This is a genomic window from Sphingomonas sp. AC522 (assembly GCF_979258125.1).
Map to the genome: position 1 here is coordinate 2,504,066 of NZ_OZ409836.1, position 21,935 is coordinate 2,526,000.

The 21,935-nt window shown below is 65.1% G+C and carries 15 protein-coding genes and 2 tRNA genes; 9 read left to right on the forward strand and 8 right to left on the reverse strand.

Translation table 11 applies throughout. The features are described 5' to 3' along the window. Positions 1–35: 35 nt before the first annotated feature. From ACZZZM_RS12500 to ACZZZM_RS12510, 3 genes are all read right to left on the reverse strand, one after another. The gene (locus tag ACZZZM_RS12500) at positions 36–2,489 is read right to left on the reverse strand and encodes a tetratricopeptide repeat-containing sensor histidine kinase (RefSeq protein ID WP_463595418.1); all 2,454 of its coding nucleotides are present in this window, start codon (positions 2,487–2,489) and stop codon (positions 36–38) included. Positions 2,490–2,593: 104 nt separating this feature from the next. Next, positions 2,594–5,518: a S8 family peptidase gene (locus tag ACZZZM_RS12505; protein ID WP_463595419.1), complete on the reverse strand. Its 2,925-nt coding sequence runs from the start codon at positions 5,516–5,518 to the stop codon at positions 2,594–2,596. 144 nt (positions 5,519–5,662) lie between these two features. After that, on the reverse strand, positions 5,663–7,201 hold the full coding sequence (locus tag ACZZZM_RS12510) for an EAL domain-containing protein (protein WP_463595420.1): 1,539 nt from the start codon (positions 7,199–7,201) through the stop codon (positions 5,663–5,665). A gap of 159 nt (positions 7,202–7,360) precedes the next feature. Here ACZZZM_RS12510 and ACZZZM_RS12515 point away from each other — a divergent pair. Beyond that, a tRNA-Ile gene (locus ACZZZM_RS12515) sits at positions 7,361–7,437 on the forward strand. A 3-nt stretch (positions 7,438–7,440) separates the two neighbouring features. Here the strand turns inward: ACZZZM_RS12515 and ACZZZM_RS12520 are convergent. Continuing rightward, positions 7,441–8,448: a polysaccharide deacetylase family protein gene (locus ACZZZM_RS12520; RefSeq protein ID WP_463595421.1), complete on the reverse strand. Its 1,008-nt coding sequence runs from the start codon at positions 8,446–8,448 to the stop codon at positions 7,441–7,443. Continuing rightward, positions 8,445–10,628 carry a sensor histidine kinase gene (locus ACZZZM_RS12525; protein ID WP_463595422.1) on the reverse strand — a complete coding sequence of 728 codons (2,184 nt, stop codon included), beginning with the start codon at positions 10,626–10,628 and terminating at the stop codon, positions 8,445–8,447. The genes ACZZZM_RS12520 and ACZZZM_RS12525 overlap by 4 nt, the downstream gene beginning before the upstream one ends. A gap of 179 nt (positions 10,629–10,807) precedes the next feature. Between ACZZZM_RS12525 and ACZZZM_RS12530 the strand changes: the two genes are divergently transcribed. Beyond that, complete coding sequence (locus ACZZZM_RS12530; RefSeq protein WP_463595423.1) at positions 10,808–11,269, forward strand: Lrp/AsnC family transcriptional regulator; 462 nt, start codon at positions 10,808–10,810, stop codon at positions 11,267–11,269. 56 nt (positions 11,270–11,325) lie between these two features. Here ACZZZM_RS12530 and ACZZZM_RS12535 read toward each other — a convergent pair whose 3' ends face one another. Beyond that, complete coding sequence (locus ACZZZM_RS12535; protein WP_463595424.1) at positions 11,326–12,600, reverse strand: tetratricopeptide repeat protein; 1,275 nt, start codon at positions 12,598–12,600, stop codon at positions 11,326–11,328. 163 nt (positions 12,601–12,763) lie between these two features. On the opposite strand from ACZZZM_RS12535, the gene ACZZZM_RS12540 reads away from it, so the two are divergent. From ACZZZM_RS12540 to ACZZZM_RS12550, 3 genes are all read left to right on the forward strand, one after another. Further along, entirely contained in the window at positions 12,764–13,381 is a 618-nt protein-coding gene (locus ACZZZM_RS12540; RefSeq protein ID WP_463595425.1) for a hypothetical protein, read from the forward strand. Positions 13,382–13,502: 121 nt separating this feature from the next. Then, on the forward strand, positions 13,503–16,247 hold the full coding sequence (gene gyrA / locus ACZZZM_RS12545; protein ID WP_463595426.1) for a DNA gyrase subunit A: 2,745 nt from the start codon (positions 13,503–13,505) through the stop codon (positions 16,245–16,247). 151 nt (positions 16,248–16,398) lie between these two features. Next, entirely contained in the window at positions 16,399–16,743 is a 345-nt protein-coding gene (locus ACZZZM_RS12550) for a DUF952 domain-containing protein (protein WP_463595427.1), read from the forward strand. On the opposite strand, the gene ACZZZM_RS12555 is transcribed toward ACZZZM_RS12550, so the two are convergent. Further along, positions 16,733–17,671 carry an alpha/beta hydrolase gene (locus tag ACZZZM_RS12555; RefSeq protein WP_463595428.1) on the reverse strand — a complete coding sequence of 313 codons (939 nt, stop codon included), beginning with the start codon at positions 17,669–17,671 and terminating at the stop codon, positions 16,733–16,735. The two genes, ACZZZM_RS12550 and ACZZZM_RS12555, sit on opposite strands and share 11 nt — an antisense overlap. 172 nt (positions 17,672–17,843) lie before the next feature. Between ACZZZM_RS12555 and ACZZZM_RS12560 the strand changes: the two genes are divergently transcribed. The 3 genes from ACZZZM_RS12560 to ACZZZM_RS12570 are packed head-to-tail and all read left to right on the forward strand — an operon-like array spanning position 17,844 to position 21,589. Then, entirely contained in the window at positions 17,844–18,248 is a 405-nt protein-coding gene (locus tag ACZZZM_RS12560; protein WP_463595429.1) for a hypothetical protein, read from the forward strand. 51 nt (positions 18,249–18,299) lie between these two features. Continuing rightward, complete coding sequence (locus ACZZZM_RS12565) at positions 18,300–20,270, forward strand: TonB-dependent receptor family protein (protein ID WP_463595430.1); 1,971 nt, start codon at positions 18,300–18,302, stop codon at positions 20,268–20,270. Continuing rightward, entirely contained in the window at positions 20,270–21,589 is a 1,320-nt protein-coding gene (locus ACZZZM_RS12570; protein WP_463595431.1) for a PepSY-associated TM helix domain-containing protein, read from the forward strand. The genes ACZZZM_RS12565 and ACZZZM_RS12570 overlap by 1 nt, the downstream gene beginning before the upstream one ends. Here ACZZZM_RS12570 and ACZZZM_RS12575 read toward each other — a convergent pair. Beyond that, positions 21,584–21,658 (reverse strand) — tRNA-Glu (locus ACZZZM_RS12575). The two genes, ACZZZM_RS12570 and ACZZZM_RS12575, sit on opposite strands and share 6 nt — an antisense overlap. A gap of 118 nt (positions 21,659–21,776) precedes the next feature. Here ACZZZM_RS12575 and ACZZZM_RS12580 point away from each other — a divergent pair. Then, complete coding sequence (locus ACZZZM_RS12580) at positions 21,777–21,935, forward strand: hypothetical protein (RefSeq protein WP_463595432.1); 159 nt, start codon at positions 21,777–21,779, stop codon at positions 21,933–21,935.

Consider the following 21,935-nt stretch of genomic DNA (forward strand, 5'->3'; position numbering starts at 1 on the left):
GTAAAAGCTGGGCGTAAACGATTGATTAGCCGCGATCATGCCGCGCTCGAATAGTCTGTAGCCGGCAGCGAATATGCGTCGCGCAGCGTCGCGACCAGCTGGGCGCCGCCAACGGGCTTGAGCACGAACTGAGTCGCTCCAAGCACCGCTACGTCGCCCAACGGCAGCTCCTCGCTAGGCGCCAGCAGCAAGGTCACCGGGATTTCGGCGGCGTGCGCAGCTTCAATCACTGCCTTGAGGCTATCCAGCGGCGACAGGCCTTCGACCGTACCCGAGGCCGCCTCGAGCAGGAGGTGATCGGTAGTGCCGGTGCCGATCGCCGCGATCGCGGCTGCGCCGTCCTCCACGCAATCGACTGCGCCGACCCGCGGCTCGAGCAAGGCGCGGAACACGCCCTGCGTCATCGCATTGCGCTCGACCAGGAGGACGCGAGCAGTCTCAAGGGTCTCGGGCCGGGCAGCCTGGACGCGGTCCTGCTGTGGCTCGGCGAGCACCTCCGCGGGAAAGCGCAGGGTGAAGGTCGATCCCTCCCCTACCCGACTCTCGAGGCGGATCGCGCCGCCCAGTGCCTCGGCGAGGCTACGGCAGATCGACAGCCCCAGCCCGGTGCCGCTGAACTGGCGCGTCGTGCCGCCATCTACCTGATGGAACGCCTCGAACACCAGCTGCTGCTGGTCCTCGGGAATGCCGATCCCGGTATCGCGCACTTCGATCACGACTTCGCCATGCTCGACCCGCGAGGCCAGCCGGACGCTGCCTTCGAGCGTGAATTTGATCGCGTTGGAGAGCAGATTGGCAACGACCTGACGAAGCCGGGCGGCGTCCGAGCGGATCAACACCGGCGCCGCATCGATATCGAGATCGAGCGCCAAGCCCTTGGCGGCGGCATGGCCGCTCCACAGCCGCGCGGCATCCTCGAGGATGCGCTTGAACTCGACTTCCTCGCAGGCGACCACGACTTCGCCGGTCTCCATCTTGGCGACGTCGAGAATATCGTCGACCAGCGCGCGCATCGATTCGCCGGCACCGTGGACGACCTGGACCTGCTCGCGCATCTCGGGATCGAGCTTGCGATTGGTGAGCAGGATCTGAGTCATGCCGAGAATGCCGTTGAGCGGGGTGCGGATCTCGTGGCTGGTCGTCGCCAGGAACTCGGTCTTGGCCTTGAGCGCCTTTTCGAGCGCTTCGTTGGTCTGGCCGAGCACGACGTTGGCCGCGCGGACCTGATTGCGGCTGCGGCGGATGCGCAGCGCGCTGACCAGCAGAAGCGCAAAGACGATGCCGCCGGCAACGATCAGCCCGGTCAGCAGGTTCGAGCGGAACTCGGCCTCCTGTTGCTTGATGCGCGCGTCGCGCTCGACGATCTTCTGCTTCTGGTTGGCGGAGTCGAATTCGGCGGCCATCAGCTGCGAACTGGCCGTCGCGACGAGGTTGCGCGCTTCGCTGTCGAGGCGCTGGAACGCCTTGAGGTGCGCCAGCGCCTGGGTCTGGTCGCCGAGCTTCTCGAACACGCCGGCGGCGAGCTCGTGATATTCGCGGAAGTCCATCGTCGTGGTCGCGACATCGGCGCCGGCAAAGGCGCGTTGGAGCAGGCTGGCGGCCAGCGAGAGATTGCCGCGCGCCGCCGCGATCTTCGCCGCCGCGCCGAGCACGAACGGCTTCCAGCCCGCAGCCTCGCCCGAGCGCGACAAGCGCTGTGCTTCGTCGATGGTGCGCTGCGCGGCTGCCGCCTTGCCGCCCTCGATTTGCGCCGAGGCGAGATTGGACAGGATGCGGGTTTCGAGAAGCGGGCTTTTCAGCTCGCGCGCACTTTTCAGCGCCACCTGGAAATCGGCCTCGGCTTCTCCGAAGCGCTTGAGCTTGCGGAGCACTTCGGCCCGATTGTTGTGGGTGGTCAGGCGGAAAGCCGGCTCCTTGTCGTAGAGCTCGGCCGCCTGGGAATAATATTCGAGCGTGCGCGTATAGTCGCCTGCCTCGGAATAGATCATCCCGATCTCTTGGAGCGCGATCGCCTGGCTGCGCGCCTCCTTGGCGTCGCGGAAGATATCGTGCGCGCGCTGATAGTCGGCCATCGCCGCCACGACATTGCCCTTGGCCGCTGCGATTGCCCCGCGTGAGCGCATCAGATCGCCGTGCAGCTTGGAACGGGGGGCGTTGCGCTCGACGCGGGCAAGCGCGGTGGTGACGAGCGGCACTGCCTTGTCGGCTTGGTTGAGGAACATGAACGACTCGCCCTTGAGCCATTCGGCGGTCGCCAGCGCGACCTCGGCCTTGCTCGACGGCGCCAGTTCCTTGGCGCGGGTGATCGCCTGTTCGGATTTGCGCAGCGCCTGTTCGGGATCCGCCATCATTGCGGTCTTGGCTTCGGCAACCGCGGCCTCGAACCGGGCATAGGCCGGGTCGGCCGCACTGCTCGCTGCCCTTGGCTGGGCAGCGGACGGTGGCGCCCCCAGCGCCGCCAAAAACATGATCAACGCGACGACGCGCATGGCGCCCCCCTCCTTGTAGCGAGCGCTACCGATAGCGGGGAAATATTAAGGCAGTATCAAAGGGTTCGCCGCCGGCCCAGGAAAGGAGCCGGCGGCGGGGAGGGTTAGAAAGCCAGGCGGAACGCCGCGCCGGCAGTGGCTCTGGGCAGGATGTCGGTCTCGCGGCCGTTGAGGGTGACGCGTCCGAACAGGCTGAACTGAGCGGTGCCATCCATTATCGACCGGCCATACATCACTTCGCTGACATATTGCCGCTCCGGAACCCCAAGGTTGAAGCGCTGGGTGACGGGGCCAAGCTCGCCGGTCTGGCGATTGATAACTTGGACCGTCGTCAGATCGACACTGCTGCGCTCCATGTGCATCGGCTGAGCCAGAGTGATGCGGGCAAGGTCCTTCTTCCCGAACAGCCCCTGCTTGGTCACGCCCATCTGGAACGATGTGCTGACCAGCCCGCCGCCCGATGTCGAGATGCTGGCAGAGCTCGGGGTCCGCGTGCGGCTCAGCGTGCCGGTGGCGGCAACGGAGAGCGTCGGCGTGATTTCAAGGTCGGCGGCCAGGCTCGCGCCTTCGGTCGTGCTGCCCTGGGCGAAGTCGTTCGGATCGAGCGACTGGATGCCCAGCAGCGCATTATCTTCGCGGAGCCGGGTATAGCTGGCCTTCACCGCCGCGCCCGAATTGCCGTAGCGGACGGTCACATATTGTGAGCCCGCCTTGTACGGATCGACTGCGCCCAGTGCGAACTGCGACATCATGTCGAGTTGGCGGACGTCGCGGCGCAGGGTGCGCTGGGTAAGACCACCCGAGACGCTCCAGTTCGCGCCGAGCCGCACTTCGGTGCCGACATAGCCGCCGCCCGATGCGAAGCCCATCAGCGGATTGGCGCCGCCGGTGGCCGGATCGAAATCGGAAGGCATGCCGAAGGTGCCGCTACCTGCCAGCTGCACAGCGCCGTCGCCCTCGCCGAAGGTGAACGAGACGCGCTCGCCGGGCGATTCGAGGCGGATCGCCGTCTGATAAGGCAGATTGCCATGACGGAAGCCGACACGCTCGGTGCGCGGGGCTACGCCCATGCTGAGGCGGAGCCCCGAATTGTTCGGGATCGGCGCCGAATACGCAAAGCCGGTGAAGCCCTTACCGGATTTCGAGCCCGCCGAAGCGCTCGCCCAGGCGAGGTAGCGGCTGTAGATATAGGTCTGCAGCAGGTTGGTGGACCCGCTAAGCGAAACCGAGGTGCCGTCAACCAGCTTCGAAGAAACCGGGATGGCAAAATCGCGGAAGGTGTTTCCGATATCCTCATAGGCATAGAAGAACATGCCCGCGGCTTCCCACTTGGCCTGCTCCTTCGGATCGCGGATCTTCTTCTCCTGGGTCTCCACGATCTTGCCCTTGGCATCATACTGATACCATTTCAGATCGGCGAAGCTCAGCGGCGAAAGCGCTGCGGTCACGTCGAGGATACCCCGGCCATAGACCGCATCGACCCCGGGAGCGCCGACGTCGCGCGCCGACTTGAGGATGATGTCGACCGATTCCTTGGGATAGTTTGCGAGCCACGGCCAGCGATCGTGCAGCAGCGCGATCGTGCCGGATACCAGCGGCGCGGCGAACGACGTCCCCGAGACGCGCGTGACGCCCCCCATGCCGTCCGAGACGAGGATCATCTCGCCCGGCGCAGTGATGAAGCGCTCCATCAGCTTCATGCCGGGATCGCATTTGCCGTCAGCCTTGGTGAGGCAGACATTGCCCGGCTGGTTCGAGAAGGGCGAGATCGTGTCGTTGGGACCGACCGAGCCGACCACGATCATGTACGGGTTCGATTTGTCCCACACGACGTTCTTGGTCTGGACGATGCCGTCATTGCCCGCGGCGAGGACGAAAATCGACTTCTTGGCGAATTCCGACACCTGGGCGTCGCCGAACACGTCGTTCCAGCCCTGCGGCAGCGTCCAGCCCGGCTCGCCGAGCGACATATTGACGATGCTGGCATTGTTCTGCGCGAGCATCAGCACGCCATTGCGAACATCGGTCCAGTTGGCGGTGCCCGAATTGTCGAACGGATTGTACGCGACGACGGACGCCATCGGCGCCAGGCCCATCACGCCCTTGCCGTCATGCGCGGCGATCATCAGGCTCGCGACGGCAGCGCCATGGCCGTTCGAGAAGGTCGAGATGCCGTCATATTTGGTGACGTTCTGCGCGCCCTCTCCGGTGACCGTGAAATCGAGCAACCCGATTACCGAGCGCCGGCCTTCGCCGATCGTCTTGGTGACCGAAGGCGACCAATTGACCGTCTTCATCCAGTGATCCACGTGATCCATCCCCGAAAACTCGGTGAGTTGGTCATACCAATCGAGGAAAAACATCTGGCGGCTATAGCTGTCGAGCTTTGCCAGCGACTTGGGATTGCCCAGGTCGATGCCGTACTTGGCGAGCATCGGCGCCACGAACGCCTCTTCGAAGCTCTTGCCGGTGCGTGCCTGAACCTGGCTGCCCCAGGCGGTCTTGGCCTGGGCGATGATGCCGGAGAGCTTGCTCGTGAGCGTGCTGTAATCGCCGGGCGCTTCGCCGAAGGTGCGGATGTTGAGCCAATAGGTCAGCGTGTCCTTGCTCGAGGCGTTGAACGTCTCCGAGAAGGTGCGGATGTTGCCGATCATCGGATCGAGCTCGCCGGCCTTGGGGGCCAGGTCGCCCCAGAAGGTCCGGATGTTGCCGATGAACGGATTGATCTCGCCGCTGAACGTGCGGATGTTGCCGATATACGGGCTCAGGTCCCCGCTGAACGTCCGGATGTTACCGATCTTGGGATCGATATCGCCCGTAAAGGTGCGGATGTTGCCGATATAGGGCGTCAGTGATCCGCTGAAGGTCTTGACTGGCTTGGGGTCAGTCGTCGCGCTGGGTGCCGGCGTCTCGGCCGGAGCCGGAGCGGCGGGCGCGGTCTGTGCGCTCGCTGCAGTGGAAAGCCCGGCCGACGCGCACATGGCGGTGGCCGATAGCAGACATGCACGAAGCAAATTGCTCGAGTTCATTACGGTTAGCCCCTCCTGAAGACGACCCTGCATCGCCTTAGAATTGAGCACTCCTTTTACGTAGTGAAGCTGAGTCGCTTCGTAATGGAGAGAGTAAAAAGCGCGTTAGGGACAAAAAAATGTGTCCCTTATCATAGGTTTGATTCAAGCAGCTCCGAAGAGCGGCCACTGCCCGCCCGCTGCCGCCGAGAAGCGCTTCAGCTCCTCCTCGTCGCCCAGAAAACCGATCAGCTTATCCAGCGGAATCGGGGGCGAGATGAAATAGCCTTGGAGCAGATCGCACCCCATCACGCGCAGCAGCGACAGCGCCATGGCGTCATCTACGCCCTCGGCCGTCACTTCCATCTCGAGTGCGTGGGCAAGATCGATCGACGAGCGCACCAACAGCGGATCGCGGTGGCTGTCGGTGAGCCCGCTGACGAACATCCGGTCGATCTTGAGTTCGTGCGCGGGCAATTGCTTCAGATAAGCCAGCGAGGACAGCCCCGAACCGTAATCGTCGATCGCAATGCGGATGCCGGCATTGGTAAACTCATGCAGATTGGCCAACGCCGCATCGGGATCGCCAATCACGGCGGTCTCTGTGATCTCGAAACCGATCTTGCCGCAGGCGCCGTCCACCAGGTCCAACGCGGCGCGCGCGAAATCTAGATCGGGCAAAAGCTGTCCTGAGATATTGACGTATATCTCTATCTCAAAGCCCTGTTCTCTCAGAGTTTTCTGATCCCGGACTGCGCGGGCAATCACCCATTCGGTGAGTTCGCGAATCGCGCCGGTCTCTTCGGCCAGCGCGATGAACCGGTCGGTCGGGACCAGGCCGCTTTCGGGCCGGTGCCAGCGCACCAGCGCCTCCACCGAATTGATCTCGTTGGAGCGCGAATCGAGCTTGGGCTGATAATGCAGGTCGATCTCCCCTGCGGCCAGCGCCAGCGGCAGCGCGCGCATCAGTTCGAGATCGACCAGACTGTTCTGATCGAGGATCGCGGCGTCGGCGAAGCAGACCTTGACGCGCTCGCTCTGCGCCGCAGTGAGCGCGGCCGCCGCCTGATCGACGAGCTCGTCGCGGATGGAGCTGTTGCCGGCATCGGCGAAACCGATCGCGACCGAAAGGTCGAACGAATAATCATCGATGACCAGGCGCCGCTCGAGCGCCTCGATTGCGCCCATCAGCCGCAGTTGCGCTTCGCCGAGCGAAGTCGCCTTGAACGCGAACTCGATGGTCGCGCGGCCGATGCGACCCAGTTCGGCAGTCTCGATCGCAGCCCGGACCCGCTGGCCCAATTGCGCGAGCACCAGATTTGCGAGCCGATAACCAATGCTCTGGCGCAGGGTCGTAAAACGATCGATTTCGACGACGGCAACATAAGTGATGGTGCCATCCGGCGCCGCCGTTTCGGTGCGCAAGTCCTTGAACATTGCGCTTTCTTCGGGCGAAGCGTGGTCCCAATCGAACGATCCCGCCTCGATCTCGGCAAGCGCTGCGTTGAAACGGCTGATCGTCCGGGCATCGCGACCCCAAGCCAGCGGCTCCAGCCGCACGCCCTTCTCGCCGCTGCGGACTCGCTCCAGCGCTTCGTCGATCACGGCCAGATGCACGGTGGAACGACGGCGCAGCGAGGCAATGGCCGCCACGACGCAAAAGGTGGCAACCAGGATCAACAGCGGGTGCGTCGTCCATTCCATAGGCTCGGGATACGCCGAAATCGTGAAGCAAGCGTAACCATCGGGCGGACAAATCCTTGTTTAACAAGCAATTGTCTTAATCCAGATTAGGGCCCGGATATGCTTTGCTAACCGCGACTTGCAGCCCTGCCCCGCCATCCGCTAGGGCGGTCCGGCTGGGGGCCTGTAGCTCAATTGGTTAGAGCCGGCCGCTCATAACGGCTTGGTTGCGGGTTCGAGTCCTGCCGGGCCCACCAGCTTCATTCGGCAGCGGCAAGGATCTCGGCAAGCGACGCTGGCGCTGCGCCGAGCCGATCGAGCAGAGCGAATATCTCATCCCACCACCGGAAGAACGCCGCGAGATCGGCGGTGTCGCGCACATAGGGCGTATGCCCGGGCTCGACCGAGGGCGAGTGAAACGCGAAATTGAGCAGGCGCAGGCCCTCGCCCAGCGCGATCCGCACCGCTTCCAGCGCTTCGCTGAGCGGCATATCCTCGGGCGTGAGTGCGATGCGCGAGAGCATGCCGAGCCGCGATGCGACGCCATGGCCCTTGGGGACCCGATCCAGCGCGCGGTGCAGTCCCACGCCACCCCGCCTGCCCCAGCCGGTATAGACGGTCGTCAGCGGCAATTCGAGGATCGGGCCCAACCGGAAGGCATGATTGGGCACGGCAGTGAAATCTGGACCGCCTTCGCGCGAATAGTCATACCCCGAGCGCATCGAAGTGTCGGCGCGATAGCCGTGGCGGGCCAGCAGTTCCCGCGTCTCGGGACCGACGCCATAGCGTCCGGCACGATAGATGACCGGGCGTTCGCCGAAGGCGGCAGTTATCGCGTCGGTCAAAACAACCAGTTTCGACTCTTGCAATGCAATAGGCAGATTGCCGGTGAAACTGTTGAAACTACTGACATCTTCGTCAAATGGCGGGTTCACCCAGGGGTGAAGCTGGGTACCGACGACCGATCGACCGTCGAGCAACGGCCCGAGTGCGTCAATCGCCAGGGGTGACGTCGCGATCGGGTGATCGACGAGATAGGTTAGCGGAACTCCGTGCGCCGCGAAGCGGGCATGCGCGGCCGGCATCGCCGCCATATGGCTCACTCCGCGTGCATTGCGGTCGAACGGCTTGGTCCAGTCGAATTCCTCTTCGGTATCGACGCACACCGTGAACCGCGTGCCGAACGCCGCGGGCCAATCGACGCGGCTCTGGGGCGCAGGCGCGGGGACGCGATAGGCGCCCTCCCGGTCGGGAGCCCCTTCCCTCACTTCAGCTCAGATGCGCCTGATCCACGATCTGCGTTGTCGGAGGCCGGGAGGCGCAAAGTCAAGCTCTCCGGCTCGATTACCAGCGCACCGCCCAGTTCGCGGGCAAGGTTGCGCGCCAGGCGCAGCGCGAAGCCGGTGCCGAGCAATGTCGCATCCTCACGCTCGTCATCGATCCCAAGCACCGAATCCCCCGGGTAATCGGCGAGCGCCCGCGGGCGATCAATCGCGATCGACACCATGGCGTCATTGGTTTCGATCAGCTGCACCCCGATCCGCTCCCCAGGGCCGCTGGCGGAGACCAGGGTGGCGAGCAGGCGCGCAAGGAGCCGTTCGACTGCGCGGCGATCGCCCATGACGCCAAAATCGTCGATCGGCAGCGCAAGCATCGAGCCGCGAAGCTCGGTCAGTTGCGCAAGATCGTCGGCAATGCCCGACAGCACGGGGCGGAGCGCGACGCGGCCGGGGATCAGCGACAGTGCGGCGCTGTCGATCCGCGCGGCTAAATCGAGATCGTCGATGGCCCCGAGCAACTCGCGAGCCTGGGCGCGGATCGTCCCGGCGCGATCGCGATACGGATCGCTGACGGGGCCAAGGATCTGGCTCTCGATCATCTCGGCGAAGCCGGCGATGGCATTGGTCGGCGTGCGCAGCTCATGGACCAATTGGCGGAGCGAATCCGCGGGGATGGCGGGCGCCGCCTGACGCACAGGCTCAGCGCGTTCGTCGGCGCGCGGGCGGCGGCCGGTGCCGCGATAGCCGGTAAAGCGACCATTGGCAGGATCGAACACTGGGATCGCCGAGATCAGCCAATCGCCCGTGGCATCCGATTCGCCTTCGATCGCCAGCCGCGCATTCGAGAAACCGGCGCGGCGGCGGAAGGCCCCCGCGGCGACACCGTCGACGCGCGAAGTCTCCGGCGCGCCCGATTGCACGTCGAGCGACAGCCCGACCAAGGGGGCGCGGCTGACGCCCTCGACCCAGCGGAACACGCCCTTGGCATCGGTTTCGAAGCGGAAATTATCTGCGGGCGGCAGCGGCACCGGCACCGTGTCTTCACGGTTGCGCCAGAATGCGTCGATACGCGCCACGACTTCGGCGATTTCGAAGGTTCCGCCATCGCTCGCCGGATCGCTCGGCGCGTTTCCGGCCAGCACTCCGAAGGCGTCCCCAGACGGCTCCACAACAGATAGATCGGCCTGCTCCATGGCCAGACCCTGTGCGCCGTCCAGCTCGGGCGCAATCGCTTCGGCGGGCGCGACTGACTCGACTGTCCCGCTTTGGATCGCGGGAGAACCAACTTCGCTCTGGCCAGCCGCCGCAACTTCAGAAACAGGCAGGGCCACGGCCGTAACGGCAAGCGCTACGAACGAGAAATCCTCGTCTTCTTGGATAGTTGAAGGGATAACCTCCGACAAAATATCCATTTCGGACGGTTCGGCTTCAACTGGCGTCAAAGCATCATCCGAAACGGTGACGATCGCCTCGGCGGGCTCCGCCTCGGCCAGCATCGGCTCGATGATCGGCGCCAGCAGTTCCGCCTCAACCGGCTCGGCCTCGTCAGCTTCTGGGGCTTCGACTTCAGCCTCGGGCACGATCTCAGGCTCTGCCGCAATCGGCACCAATTCGACGGCAATCTCCTGGTGCCGCAGTTCCACGACTGGCTCGGCCGGGACCTCGGCGACCGGTTCAGCCTGCGCCTCGGCCAACGGCTCAGCCAGTGGTTCGACCAGCGCCTCAGCCTCTTTGACGCTTTCGTCGGGCAGCACGAAATCGATCGGGCCATAGGCTTCGAGGGCGCGCTTGACGATCGGGCCGAGATCGCGGCGATTGCGAAGCACTGCGCGGCCCGCGGGGGCAAGTTCGGGAAGCAATTGGATCCACTCGGCCGAGGTCATCCGCGCATTGCGCAACACCGGCAGTGCGACGCTCAATTCGTCCATTGCGAACAGCCGCACCAGCGGCGCCGGCGGATCGGCGAATTCGAGCGCGCGGGCGCTGGCGGCGCGCACCGTGACCGGCACTTGCGCGCGAATTCCACGAAGCACGCTCATTGCCAGCGCCTCCGCGGGAACACGCCTGCGCCCGACCAGATCGACGATCTGGCGCCACGCCGATTGCGCAGCCTGAGGCGAGCCCAGATCGGCGGCCATCACGGTCTCAAGAGTATCGTCGAAGCGCAACCTGAGCCCACCATTCACCGGCGCTGTAACGCGCGCCGTAACGATTCCTTAACCGGTGAAGCCCCCCTCAGGAACAGCCGATTTCGGCACGATCCAATGTGGGACAATTGCGTTGCGGCGTAATTATATTATGCTTAAGCGCATCATTCGCACACGAATCAAACACAAGAGGGGGCCAAATGCGCTTCGACGACATCGACGTACGGATTCTTGCGCTTCTGCAGGATGAAGGGCGGATGACCAATGTCGAATTGGCCGAGCGCGTCGGGCTTACCGCCCCGCCCTGCCTGCGCCGCGTGCGTGCGCTTGAGCAATCCGGGGCGATCACCGGCTATCATGCCGCGCTCGACCCGGTTGCGCTGGGTTACAACCTCACCGTCTTCGCGATGGTCAGCCTCAAGAGCCAGGCCGAGAGCGATCTGCAGGCCTTCCAGCAACTCGTCGCCGAGATCCCCGAAGTCCGCGAATGCCATATGCTCAACGGCGAGATCGATTTCATCCTCAAGATCGTCGCCCCCGATCTGCAGAGCTTCCAGCGCATCCTGACCACCAAGCTGACGACTGCGCCGAACGTCGAGCATGTGAAGACCTCGCTGACGATCCGCACATCGAAGGCGCTGCCCGGCGTTCCCGTCCCCTGAAACAAAAAGGGGCGGCTCGCGAGCCGCCCCTTTCGTATCTCGGCGACCGCCGCGGCTCAGCTGAGCGGCGGCAGGTTGAGCGAGGTCTGGTAGAGCGTCGCAAGGTTGGCGAGCGGGCCGGCCTTGACCGCGCCGAAGGCAGTCTGGGCCTGATCCTTTTGGCCAAGCTGCTGATAGGCAATGCCGCGGTGGAGATTGATCTCGTCCGCATTCACACCACCCTTGGTCAGCGCCAGATCGTAGAGTTCCACCGCGCGTGCATAATTGCCCGAGGCGAGGAACGCGTCACCGGTGTTCGCCGCAACCTTGCCATCCTTGCCTGCTGCCGCCTGCTTGGCGAGACCGTCGAGCGAACCTTCGGCCTTCACTTGCGCCTGTGCCGCCGTGTAGGTGCGACCGACATCGGCGTCGCCGGCCGGGATCTTGCCCGATTTGCGGCCTTCGTCGATCACGGCAACCGCTTCCCAAGGCAACCCGCCCGACTGCACCGCAAAGGCATAATCGGCATAGTCGCCGCGATTGGGCAGCGCCTTGGTGGCGCGCATCAGGCGGTAAAGGTCGATCTTCTCGACCTTGGCGTTCGCGCCGGCGGGCGCCGTGCTGCGGAACACCTGGATCGCCCAATGCCAGTTCTTGAGCGTCGGATATTCAGTGATGAAGCGAGTCAGCCATGAAACCATCGCGGCGCGATCGCCGGTCGCGTTCACCTTCGGGATCGCGAACTGATACCAGGTCTCGGGCGGCTTGCGGCCCTGCGATTTGCTGAGCTGGATCGCGCGATCGACTTCGGCGAGCGATTCGGCCTGCTTGCCGGTCGCCGAATAGGCATTGGCGAGCAGCACCGGTACGTCGGTCTCGGTCGAACCGGCCTCACGCGCCTTGAGCATGTACTGGATCACTTCGGCATGCTTGCCGGCCTTGGAGGCGCGGGCACCCAGCGCATAGTTGAACGCCGCATTGTAGACCCGCGCCGCTTCCGGCGGAGTGCGCGGGTTGGGAATGAGGACGCTCATCGCCTTGAGCTGGCCGTCTTCGTTGTTACGCCCAAGCTCAAGCTGGAGGCGCAGGAAGGCGGCGTAGTATTTCTCGTCGTCATTCTTGGCGACGGCTTCGGCTGCGGCAAGGCTGGTGTCGGCGTTGGTCCAGTCCTTGGCCTTTACCAGCGGCTCGGCAGCGGCGGCAGCCTTGCGGAACTCGTCGCTGACCTTGAGCTGCGGCCCAGCGCCCTGTGCCTTGTCGTCCTTCTTCTGCGCCGCGGCGGGCGATGCGCCGAGCGCAGTGGTGCCCAGCGTCAGCACGGCTGCCATCGCGAGCTTGGAAACGAACGTCATGTGAAACTCTCCTCAACGGGAAGCGGTCGGTTTGGACTGCCCTCTAATTGGCCGCACCGCGCCATACAAGCGCCTCTCCGGTTCCGTTGCTGCACAGTGGCTTAACGCTGATTGAATGCCCGGGTGCGGCGGGGCTATGACGCGGGTTACAGGGAGACGCTTCATGTTGCTGACTGCCATTGCGCTCGTCGCCCAGACTTCGGCCCAGGCCTCGGCGCTGCCCGAAGACCCGTTCGCGGCGGCAAGGACCTGTGCGCAGGTCACTATGATCGCGGGCATCGGCAAGACATCGCCGATCCGCCTGACTTCGCAATTCATGTATTATACGATGCACGCGGTCCGCGCGAACCCGGACGGCAAGACGTTCCTGGCGCGCCTGCAGGAGCTGTCCAGCGCCGCGGCCACCGATGTGACCGATCCGGCCGCGGCAGAGGCGCTGGTCCCGGCATGCGAGAAGCGCTTCAAGCGTCCGGCCTCTGTGCAGCCGTCCAGGCTCCCGGCCGACCCCTTCGATCGCGACCTGCTGTGCTTCGGCACGCTCTCGATGCTCCAGGGCGCGGCCCAGGCGCTCAAGGAAGACAAGGGCGACGGCATGCCGCTGGAGCGGATCGAGGCGGTGCTCACACCGCTGACCGGCAAGCTCTCGGACACCGAACTCGCGAAGCGGGGCGTGAATAGCGGTGATCAGTTCACCGAATTGCTCGGCAACCAGATCTCGGCATCGATGCCGCTTGGTGAGCCGATCGCCATCGCCATCGCCTGCGGCGTCCGCGACCTCTAGAACCAGGCTCCTGCCGCTCGCGCGTATAGTGCGCACGCGTGAGCGCGCGAGGCTTGGCAGCGGGGCATGGGGCGGCTAGGGCTGTCTCAACAAACTCCAAGCCAATCGGAAACCAGATACCTTGACCGACGAGACCATCCTCGCCGACCCTTCGGACATTACCCCGATCTCGATCGTCGACGAGATGAAGACCAGCTACCTCGATTACGCGATGAGCGTGATCGTGGCGCGCGCCCTGCCCGACGTCCGCGACGGTCTCAAGCCCGTCCACCGCCGCATCCTCTATGCCGCGCAGGAAGGTGGCTATGTCGCCGGGCGTGCCTATCGCAAGTCTGCCCGCCTGGTCGGTGACGTGATGGGTAAATACCATCCGCACGGCGACAGCTCGATCTATGACGCGATGGCGCGCATGGCCCAGGATTGGGCGATGCGGGTGCCGCTGATCGATGGCCAAGGCAATTTCGGCTCGATGGATCCCGATCCGCCCGCGGCGATGCGCTACACCGAAGCGCGCCTGGCCAAGGTCGCCAGCGCCTTGCTCGATGACATCGACAAGGACACGGTCGACTTCCAAGACAATTATGACGGCTCCGAAAGCGAGCCGACGGTCCTCCCGGCGCGCTATCCGAATCTGCTGGTCAACGGCGCCGGCGGCATCGCTGTCGGCATGGCGACCAACATCCCGCCGCACAATCTTGGCGAAGTGATCAACGCCTGCCTCGCCTATATCGAGAATGGCGCGATCTCGGTCGAAGAGCTGATGGAGATCGTGCCCGGCCCCGATTTCCCGACCGGAGGCATCATCCTTGGCCGTTCGGGCTGCCGTTCGGCCTATCAGACCGGCCGCGGCTCGATCATGGTCCGCAGCCGCCACACCACCGAGCAGCGCGGCGAGCGCCGCTCAATCGTGCTCACCGAAATCCCCTACCAGCAGGGCAAGAACCGCCTGGTCGAGCTGATCGCCGAGGCCGCGAAGGAAAAGCGGATCGAGGGCATCAGCGACATTCGCGACGAATCGAACCGCGAAGGCGTCCGCATCGTCATCGACCTCAAGCGCGACGCGACTCCCGAAGTCGTGCTCAACCAGCTCTGGCGCAACACGCCGGCACAGTCGTCCTTCCCGGCAAACATCCTCGCGATCCGCGGCGGGCGCCCCGAAACGCTCAACCTGCGCGATATCATCGAAGCCTTCGTCAAGTTCCGCGAAGAAGTCATCACGCGCCGCTCGAAGTTCGAGCTCGCCAAGGCGCGCGACCGTGCGCACGTGTTGCTGGGCTTGGTCATCGCCGTCACCAATCTCGACGAAGTGGTGAAGATCATCCGCGGTTCGCCGAGCCCGGCCGTGGCGCGTGAGCGGCTGCTCGTCCGCGAATGGCCGATCGCCGAGATCGCCAGCTATATCAAGCTGGTCGAAGCCGTCGAAGTCGAAGTCACCGGCGACACCTATCGCCTGAGCGACGTACAGGTCCGCGCGATCCTCGACCTGCGCCTCCACCGCCTCACCGGCCTCGGTCGTGACGAGATCGGCGACGAGCTTGCCAAGCTTGCGCAGACGATCGCCGAACTGCTCGAAATCCTGGGCAATCGCGCGCGCCTTTACGAAGTCATCGTCGAGGAGCTCACTGCTGTCCGCGACGCCTATGCGACACCGCGCCGCACCGAGATCGCCGCCGCCGCCGACGGGATCGAGGACGAGGACTTGATCGAGCGCGAGGACATGGTCGTCACCGTGACCATGGAAGGCTATATCAAGCGCACCCCGCTCGACACCTTCCGCGCCCAGGCCAAGGGCGGCAAGGGCCGCGCCGGCATGGCGACCAAGGATGAGGATGCGGTTACGCATCTCTTCGTCACCTCGACGCATACACCGGTCCTGTTCTTCTCGACCGAGGGCAAGGTCTATCGGATGAAGGTCTGGCGCCTGCCCGAAGGCGGCCCGGCCACGCGCGGCCGGCCGATGATCAACCTGCTGCCGCTGGCGACAGGCGAGACGATCTCCACCGTCCTGCCGCTTCCTGAGGACGAGGCGACCTGGGGCGATCTCCACGTCATGTTCGCCACCGCCAAGGGTTCGGTCCGCCGCAACTCAATGGATGCGTTCGCAAACATCCGCACCAACGGCAAAATCGCCATGCGCTTCGAGGAGGGGTCCGAGGATCGCCTGATCGGCGTGTCGCTGCTAACCGAGGATAACGACGTCCTGCTCGCGACCAAGCAGGGCCGCGCGATCCGTTTCGCCGCGACCGACGTCCGCGAGTTCCAGAGCCGCGATTCGGCCGGCGTGCGCGGCGCGCGGCTGGCCGATGGCGACGAGGTCATCTCGATGTCGGTGCTGCGCGGCTTCGCAGCCACGCCACAGGAACGCGAGGATTACCTCAAGGCCGCCCCGTGGAAGGAAGGCGACCGCGAAGTCACGCTTTCACCCGAACGCATGGCCGAATTTGAGGGAGCCGAAGAGTTCGTCCTCACGGTCACCGCGAACGGCTACGGCAAGCGCACTTCGGCCTACGAATATCGCCGCACCAATCGCGGCGGCCAGGGCATCACCAACATCGTCAGTTCGGATCGCAACGGCCCCGTCGTCGCGAGCTTCCCGGCGCATAATGGCGAGCAACTGATGCTGGTGACCGATCAGGCCAAGCTGATCCGCACGACGGTCGGCTCGGTCCGCGTCACTGGCCGCAATACGCAGGGCGTCATCCTCTTCCGCGTCGCCGACGACGAGCATGTCGTCTCGGCCGCGCGGATCGAGGAGAGCGAAGATGAGGCCGAAGTCGATCTGGGCGATGGCCCGGTCGCCGCAGAACCGACGCCCGATGGCGACACCGGCGAGGATCTGGCCGCGGGCCCGGAGGACGGCGAGTAATAACACCACCCCGGCGCAGGCCGGGGCCCAGTTGCCACCGGCTGAAGGCGTGCAGATCGCCCGCTTACTGCAACCTGTGCAACTGGGCCCCGGCCTTCGCCGGGGAGCCGTTCAGGGCATCGCTCGTTACGCTTCCGACAAAGGAAACAAGATGCCCGAAAACACCGCGTACAAAGTCCTCACCTCCGAACAAATGGCCGAGCTCGAATCCGGCACCTTCAAGGGCGCCCCGGTCGACCAGCAGGACGGTTATATCCACCTCTCCACCATCGCCCAGCTCAAGGAAACGCTCGACAAGCATTTTGCCGGCCAGACCGGCCTGTGGCTCGCAGCGGTCGATCTCGACGCGCTCGGCGACGCAGTGAAATGGGAGAAATCGCGCGGCGGCCAGCTCTTCCCGCATATCTATGGCGATCTGACGCTCGACGCCGTCACTGCCTATAGCGAGCTCCATTACGAAGAAGACGGCGCACTGCGCCTCCCCGTCACGGGCTAGGGCACCCCTCCCCGCGCTGCGCGGGATCGGCGGCTGCGGCGAGCCAATCGACCGGATAGAGGTGCCGCATCCCCGTCGAGAAAGCCGCGGGGAAAATGCTGGCATGGCTTTCGTCACCGAAGATCCTGCTCTCGACCGTCAGCTTCGCGTCGCCGCGGACACCAAGCAGCTCGGCAAACCGCTTCATGTCGCTGACCATCCCGCCCGGCGCCTGCTCCTCCCACCAGCCGATCCCCAACCACACCCGCGTCGCGCGCGGCAGGGGCTTATATTCCTTGCGCTCCTCGCGCTCGAGCAGCCACTTTTCGGCATACCAGAGCGAGGGACTGACGATCAGATAGCGGTCGAACAGCTCGGGATGCTCCTGCAGCACCCAGGACGCGAACAGCCCGCCATAGCTGTGTCCGCACAGGGTGCGCTGGGCGGGATCGGTGCGAAACAGCCGCTCGATCATCGGGATCGCCTGCTCTGCGATCATCTTCAGGAATGCCGGCCCCCCGCCCGACTTCTCCTGATAGAGCGGGCCATAGCTGCCTGTCGGGAAATGCAGCGGCGTATAGTCGCGCGTCCGCTCGCCACGATAGCGGTCCATATCGGGATAGACCCTGGGATAGGCGATCGAGACGAGGATCTGCTCGGGAATATGCAGCCTGTCGGCCAGATGCTCGAGATGCGGGCCGCAGACCGGAAAGCTGTAATCCGCGTCGAGCGTCCACACCGTCGGATAGCGCGCCTTGCCCCTCGCATAATCGGGCGGCACGCGGACAAAGAGTTCGTAGGCGACGCCGTTGCGGCCCTTGAGGGGGATGACGCTGGTAAAGGGCAAGGTGAACGGCCGCATCGCGGGCGCGGCGCTTGCCGTCTGCCCGAGCGGCGCCGCAAGCGTCGATGCGCCCGCGCCAGCCAGGAAATCGCGTCTTCGCGCCATGATGCCTCCTTGCCGGGTTGGACGAGCCGCCCGAGCGGCAGGCAAGTGCCGCTGCGCCGGGCAGTGCCGCGAATGCTACCAATAGCTGGCCGCAGCAGCACCAGTTTCAAGCGCGGGGGGTGGACGAAACGTCCACTTGCCCCGCGCGTTCAACTGAGCGAGAGGCGGCGCGATGAAGGCTTCGGTAACCGGTCAGACCAGATGGCGGCGCGTCGCGCTGCTGCTGCTCGCCTGTGCCCTGCTGTTCCGGCTTCCCGTCGGCTTCATGCCCGAGGCCCGCGCTCAGGGCGTCGCGATCGGCTGGTGCAATGGCATTAATCCGGCAGCGATTGCCGAGGGTCAAGCGTTGCTCGACAAGGCACTGGCCGAGCGGCCCGCTCCCAAGCACAAGGCGCCGGGCGACCAGCCCTGCCCGTTCGCCGCCACCGCGCAGCCGATGACCGCCGCGGATCCGCTCCCCGAGCTAGGCCCCGTCGCGACGCCCATGCCGGTGTTCGCAGCAACAATGGCGGCCATTCCCGGCCGCGGCCTCGCCGCACCGCCGCCGCTTTCGACCGGACCTCCCCTCCTCGCCTGACACCCCGCCGCGCCAACCCGCGCGTTCGCACTCGTCATGCCAGGATCCATCATGTCCAAGTCCCTTCGCGCCCTGCTGGGCGCGCCTCTTGTCCTTTCCGCCCTCCCCGCTTTCGCGCAGGAGACCCCACCATCCGATGAGATCGTCATCAGCGCCCAGCGGCTGATCGCCGAGGCAATCCAGCGGGTGCGCGAGACGCCCGGTGGCTCGGATGTCGTCTCGAGCGAGGATTTCCAGAACCGCGAGGCGGTGTCGCTGCGCGACGTGCTGGCTTTCTCGCCCGGAATCTATGCCCAGCCGCGCTTCGGGCAGGAAGTGCGCATCTCGATCCGCGGCTCGGGGATCAGCCGCGGCTTTCACATGCGCGGGCTGACGCTGCTGCAGGATGGCGTGCCGATTAATCTCGCGGACGACAATGGCGACTTCCAGGAACTCGATCCAAGTTTCCTCCAGCATGTCGAAGTGTTCCGCGGCGCCAACGCGCTCCGCTTCGGTGCATCGACGCTGGGCGGCGCGATCAACGGCGTCACACCCACAGGGCGCAGCGCCAATGGCTATACGTTGCGCCTCGACGGCGGCAGCTTCGATACATTGCGGGGCTTTGCCAGCGCGGGCTTCGCCGATGCGCGCGGAGACGCATATCTGGCAGTGGCAGGCGACCGCGCGGACGGGGACCGCGAGCATGCCCGCCGCCGCGCCTTCCGCTTCGCAGGCAATATGGGTATCCGCCTGACCGACACGATCGAAACGCGCTTCTATGGCAGCGTGCAGGCGATCGATCAGGAGCTGCCTGGCGCTCTGACCTATGCCCTCGCCACCACGCGGCCGCAAACAGGGTCGTTCGGGGGCGATCAGGGGCGCGACATCGACTCGATGCGGGTGCAGAACCGCACGAGCTTCGCCTTCGGCAATGGCGGGCTCGATATGGGCGCGTTTCTCAATTCGAAGAAGCTCTATCATCCCATCTATCAGGTGATCGACCAGAATTCGCTCGATTGGGGCAGCTATGCCCGGCTCGAGCAGGATTTCGGCGCCCTAGGCTTCGTCGCCGGGATCACCGCACGCTTCGGCAGCGTCGATTCGAAGCGCTACGTCAATGCGAACGGCAAGCGCGGCGCACCCACCTTCAGCGCCGACCAACAGGCCCGCACAATCGATGCCTATGCCGAAGGCCGCATCCGTCCCGCCCCCGGCCTCACTCTGATCGCCGGCGCGATCTACACGTCGGGCGTACGGCGCCAGGATCAAGCTTTCCCGGCCATCGTTTCGGGCCGGGCGAGCTTTGATCAGCTCTCCCCCAAATTCGGGCTGCTCTACGAGCCGGCGAAGGATCTGCAATTCTACGCCAATTTCAGCCGCAGCCATGAGCTTCCTGGCTTTATCGAGCTCGCCCAAGTCGCCAGCTTCGTGCCGCTCGACGCGCAGCGCGCCTGGACCGCGGAGATCGGCGCACGTGGCAAGCTGGGCCCGGTGCGGTTCGATATCAGCGCCTATCGCGCCGGTCTCGACGGCGAGCTGCTGCAATATACCGTCTCGCCCGTCATCCCGGCATCGACCTTCAATGCGAGCCGCACGCGGCATCAGGGCGTCGAGGCAGCGCTCGACATCGACTTCGCCAAATGGGCGCGGCTGCGCCAGACCTACCAACATAACGACTTCCGCTTCCGCCAGGATGCCCAGTTCGGCAACAACCACCTGCCGGTGATCCCCCGCCATGCGTTCCGCACCGAAGTTCGGCTGGGCAGCGACGCATTGAGCGTTTCCCCCAATGTGGAATGGGTGCCCCAAGGCGCCTGGGTCGATTACGCCAACAGCTTCCGTCCGCGGGGCTATGCCCTGTTCGGGGTCGGCGCGACTGCCCGTATCGGCGAGCGGCTCCGGCTATTCGTCGATGCCCGTAATCTCGCGAATCGCAAGGCCACCGGCGATATCTCCGCGGTGGTGGCCTACACGCCCGCGAGCGCGATCTTCTACCCAGTCGAGCGCCGCAGCGTGTTCGCGGGCATGCGGGCCAGCTTCTGATGGCGCAAGCCGAAGCCGCGCGAATGTACCGCACGATCTGGCGCTGGCATTTCTATGCCGGCCTGTTCGTGCTGCCGTTCATCCTGATCCTTTCGGTCACCGGCTCGATTTACCTTTTCAAGCCGCAGATCGATCGGTGGGAGGAGCGGGCGTTCCGCGGCTTCGGCACCGAAGCTGTGTCGGCCGATCGTCAGCTCGCCGCGGCGATGGCCGCCAATCCTGGCGCGCGCTTCCATCATTATCGTCTGCCCGAGCAGCCTGGCGATGCCGCGATGATCCGGCTGGGCCTCCCCGACGGAGCCCCGCTTGAGGTCTATGTTTCGCCGCAGGGCCGGGTGCTCGGCTCGCTCGACCCGGATGCGCGGATCTCGGAAACGGTCGCGCGCATCCATGGCTCGCTGCTGCTCGGCAAATGGGGTGATTGGCTGGTCGAGCTGGCGGCGAGCTGGACGATCATGATGATCCTGAGCGGCCTCTATCTCTGGTGGCCGCGCCCCTTCGCGGCGGCGGGAACGCTATGGCCGCGGCTATCGCTGCGCGGGCGCCCGCTGCTCAAGGATCTGCACCGCGTCACCGGCTTCTGGATTGCGGGGCTGGTTCTGGTGATGCTCGCCAGTGGCCTGCCCTGGGCGGGCGCATGGGGCGGCGCATTCAACTGGGTCCGCGCTGAACTCGGGCTGGTCCAGGGGCGACAAAACTGGAAGATCGGCGCCGGGCCCAGCCATGGCCAGCACGATCATGGCGGCATGGCCGCGCCGGAGCCTGCCGCGCCCACCCCTGGCGGACTTCCCCTGTCCGCGTTCGTCGCCATGGGCGAGGGCGAGGGCCTCGCTTTCCCGGTCATCGTGCTGCCCCCGCATGCCCCGCAGCGCTTCGGCCCACCGACGGGCAATGTCTGGACGGTCAAGTCCGACGCGCAGAACCGGCCGTTGCAGCGCCAGGTGACCTACGAGCCCATGGACGGCGTTGAGACAAGCCGCACCGGCTTTGCGGACAGGCATCTCATCGATCGGATCGTGAACACCGGCATCGCCTGGCACGAAGGCCAGCTGTTCGGACTGGCAAACCAGTTGCTCGGCGTCCTGACCGCGCTCGCATTGATGGCGACCAGCATCATGGGCGTGATGATGTGGCTGCGCCGCCGCCCGCAAGGCAAGCTCGGCGCACCCGCGGCGATGGCGGGCAAGCCGATCCGCGGACTGATTGCGATGCTGGTGATAGCCGGGCTGCTGCTGCCCCTGTTCGGCGCTTCCCTGCTCTGTCTGCTGGTGCTCGACCGGATAGCGACCGCACTGCCAAATCGGCTGCGGCGCTGGTGACCCCTACGAGAATCGAACTCGTGTTTTCGCCGTGAGAGGGCGACGTCCTAACCGCTAGACGAAGGGGCCGTGCGGCGAAGCGCGGCCATTACGGTTGCGTGGCGGCAAGGTCAAGCGCGTCCGTGCACCTGCAAAAATTCGCAATTGGTTATGGACCTGTTGATACTTCTGTGGATAACTTGTGCATATGGGGCAAAAGATTATCCAGGCTCAGGCACTTGAGGCTCGCGCAAGCTGCGCGCGCACGCTAGCCGAGGCGCAGGCTCTGACGGCTCAGGCGGATCGGCTTCGCGGCCACCGCCATGGCTGGCTGAGCGGCATCACGGCGCAACTGATCCGCAACTGA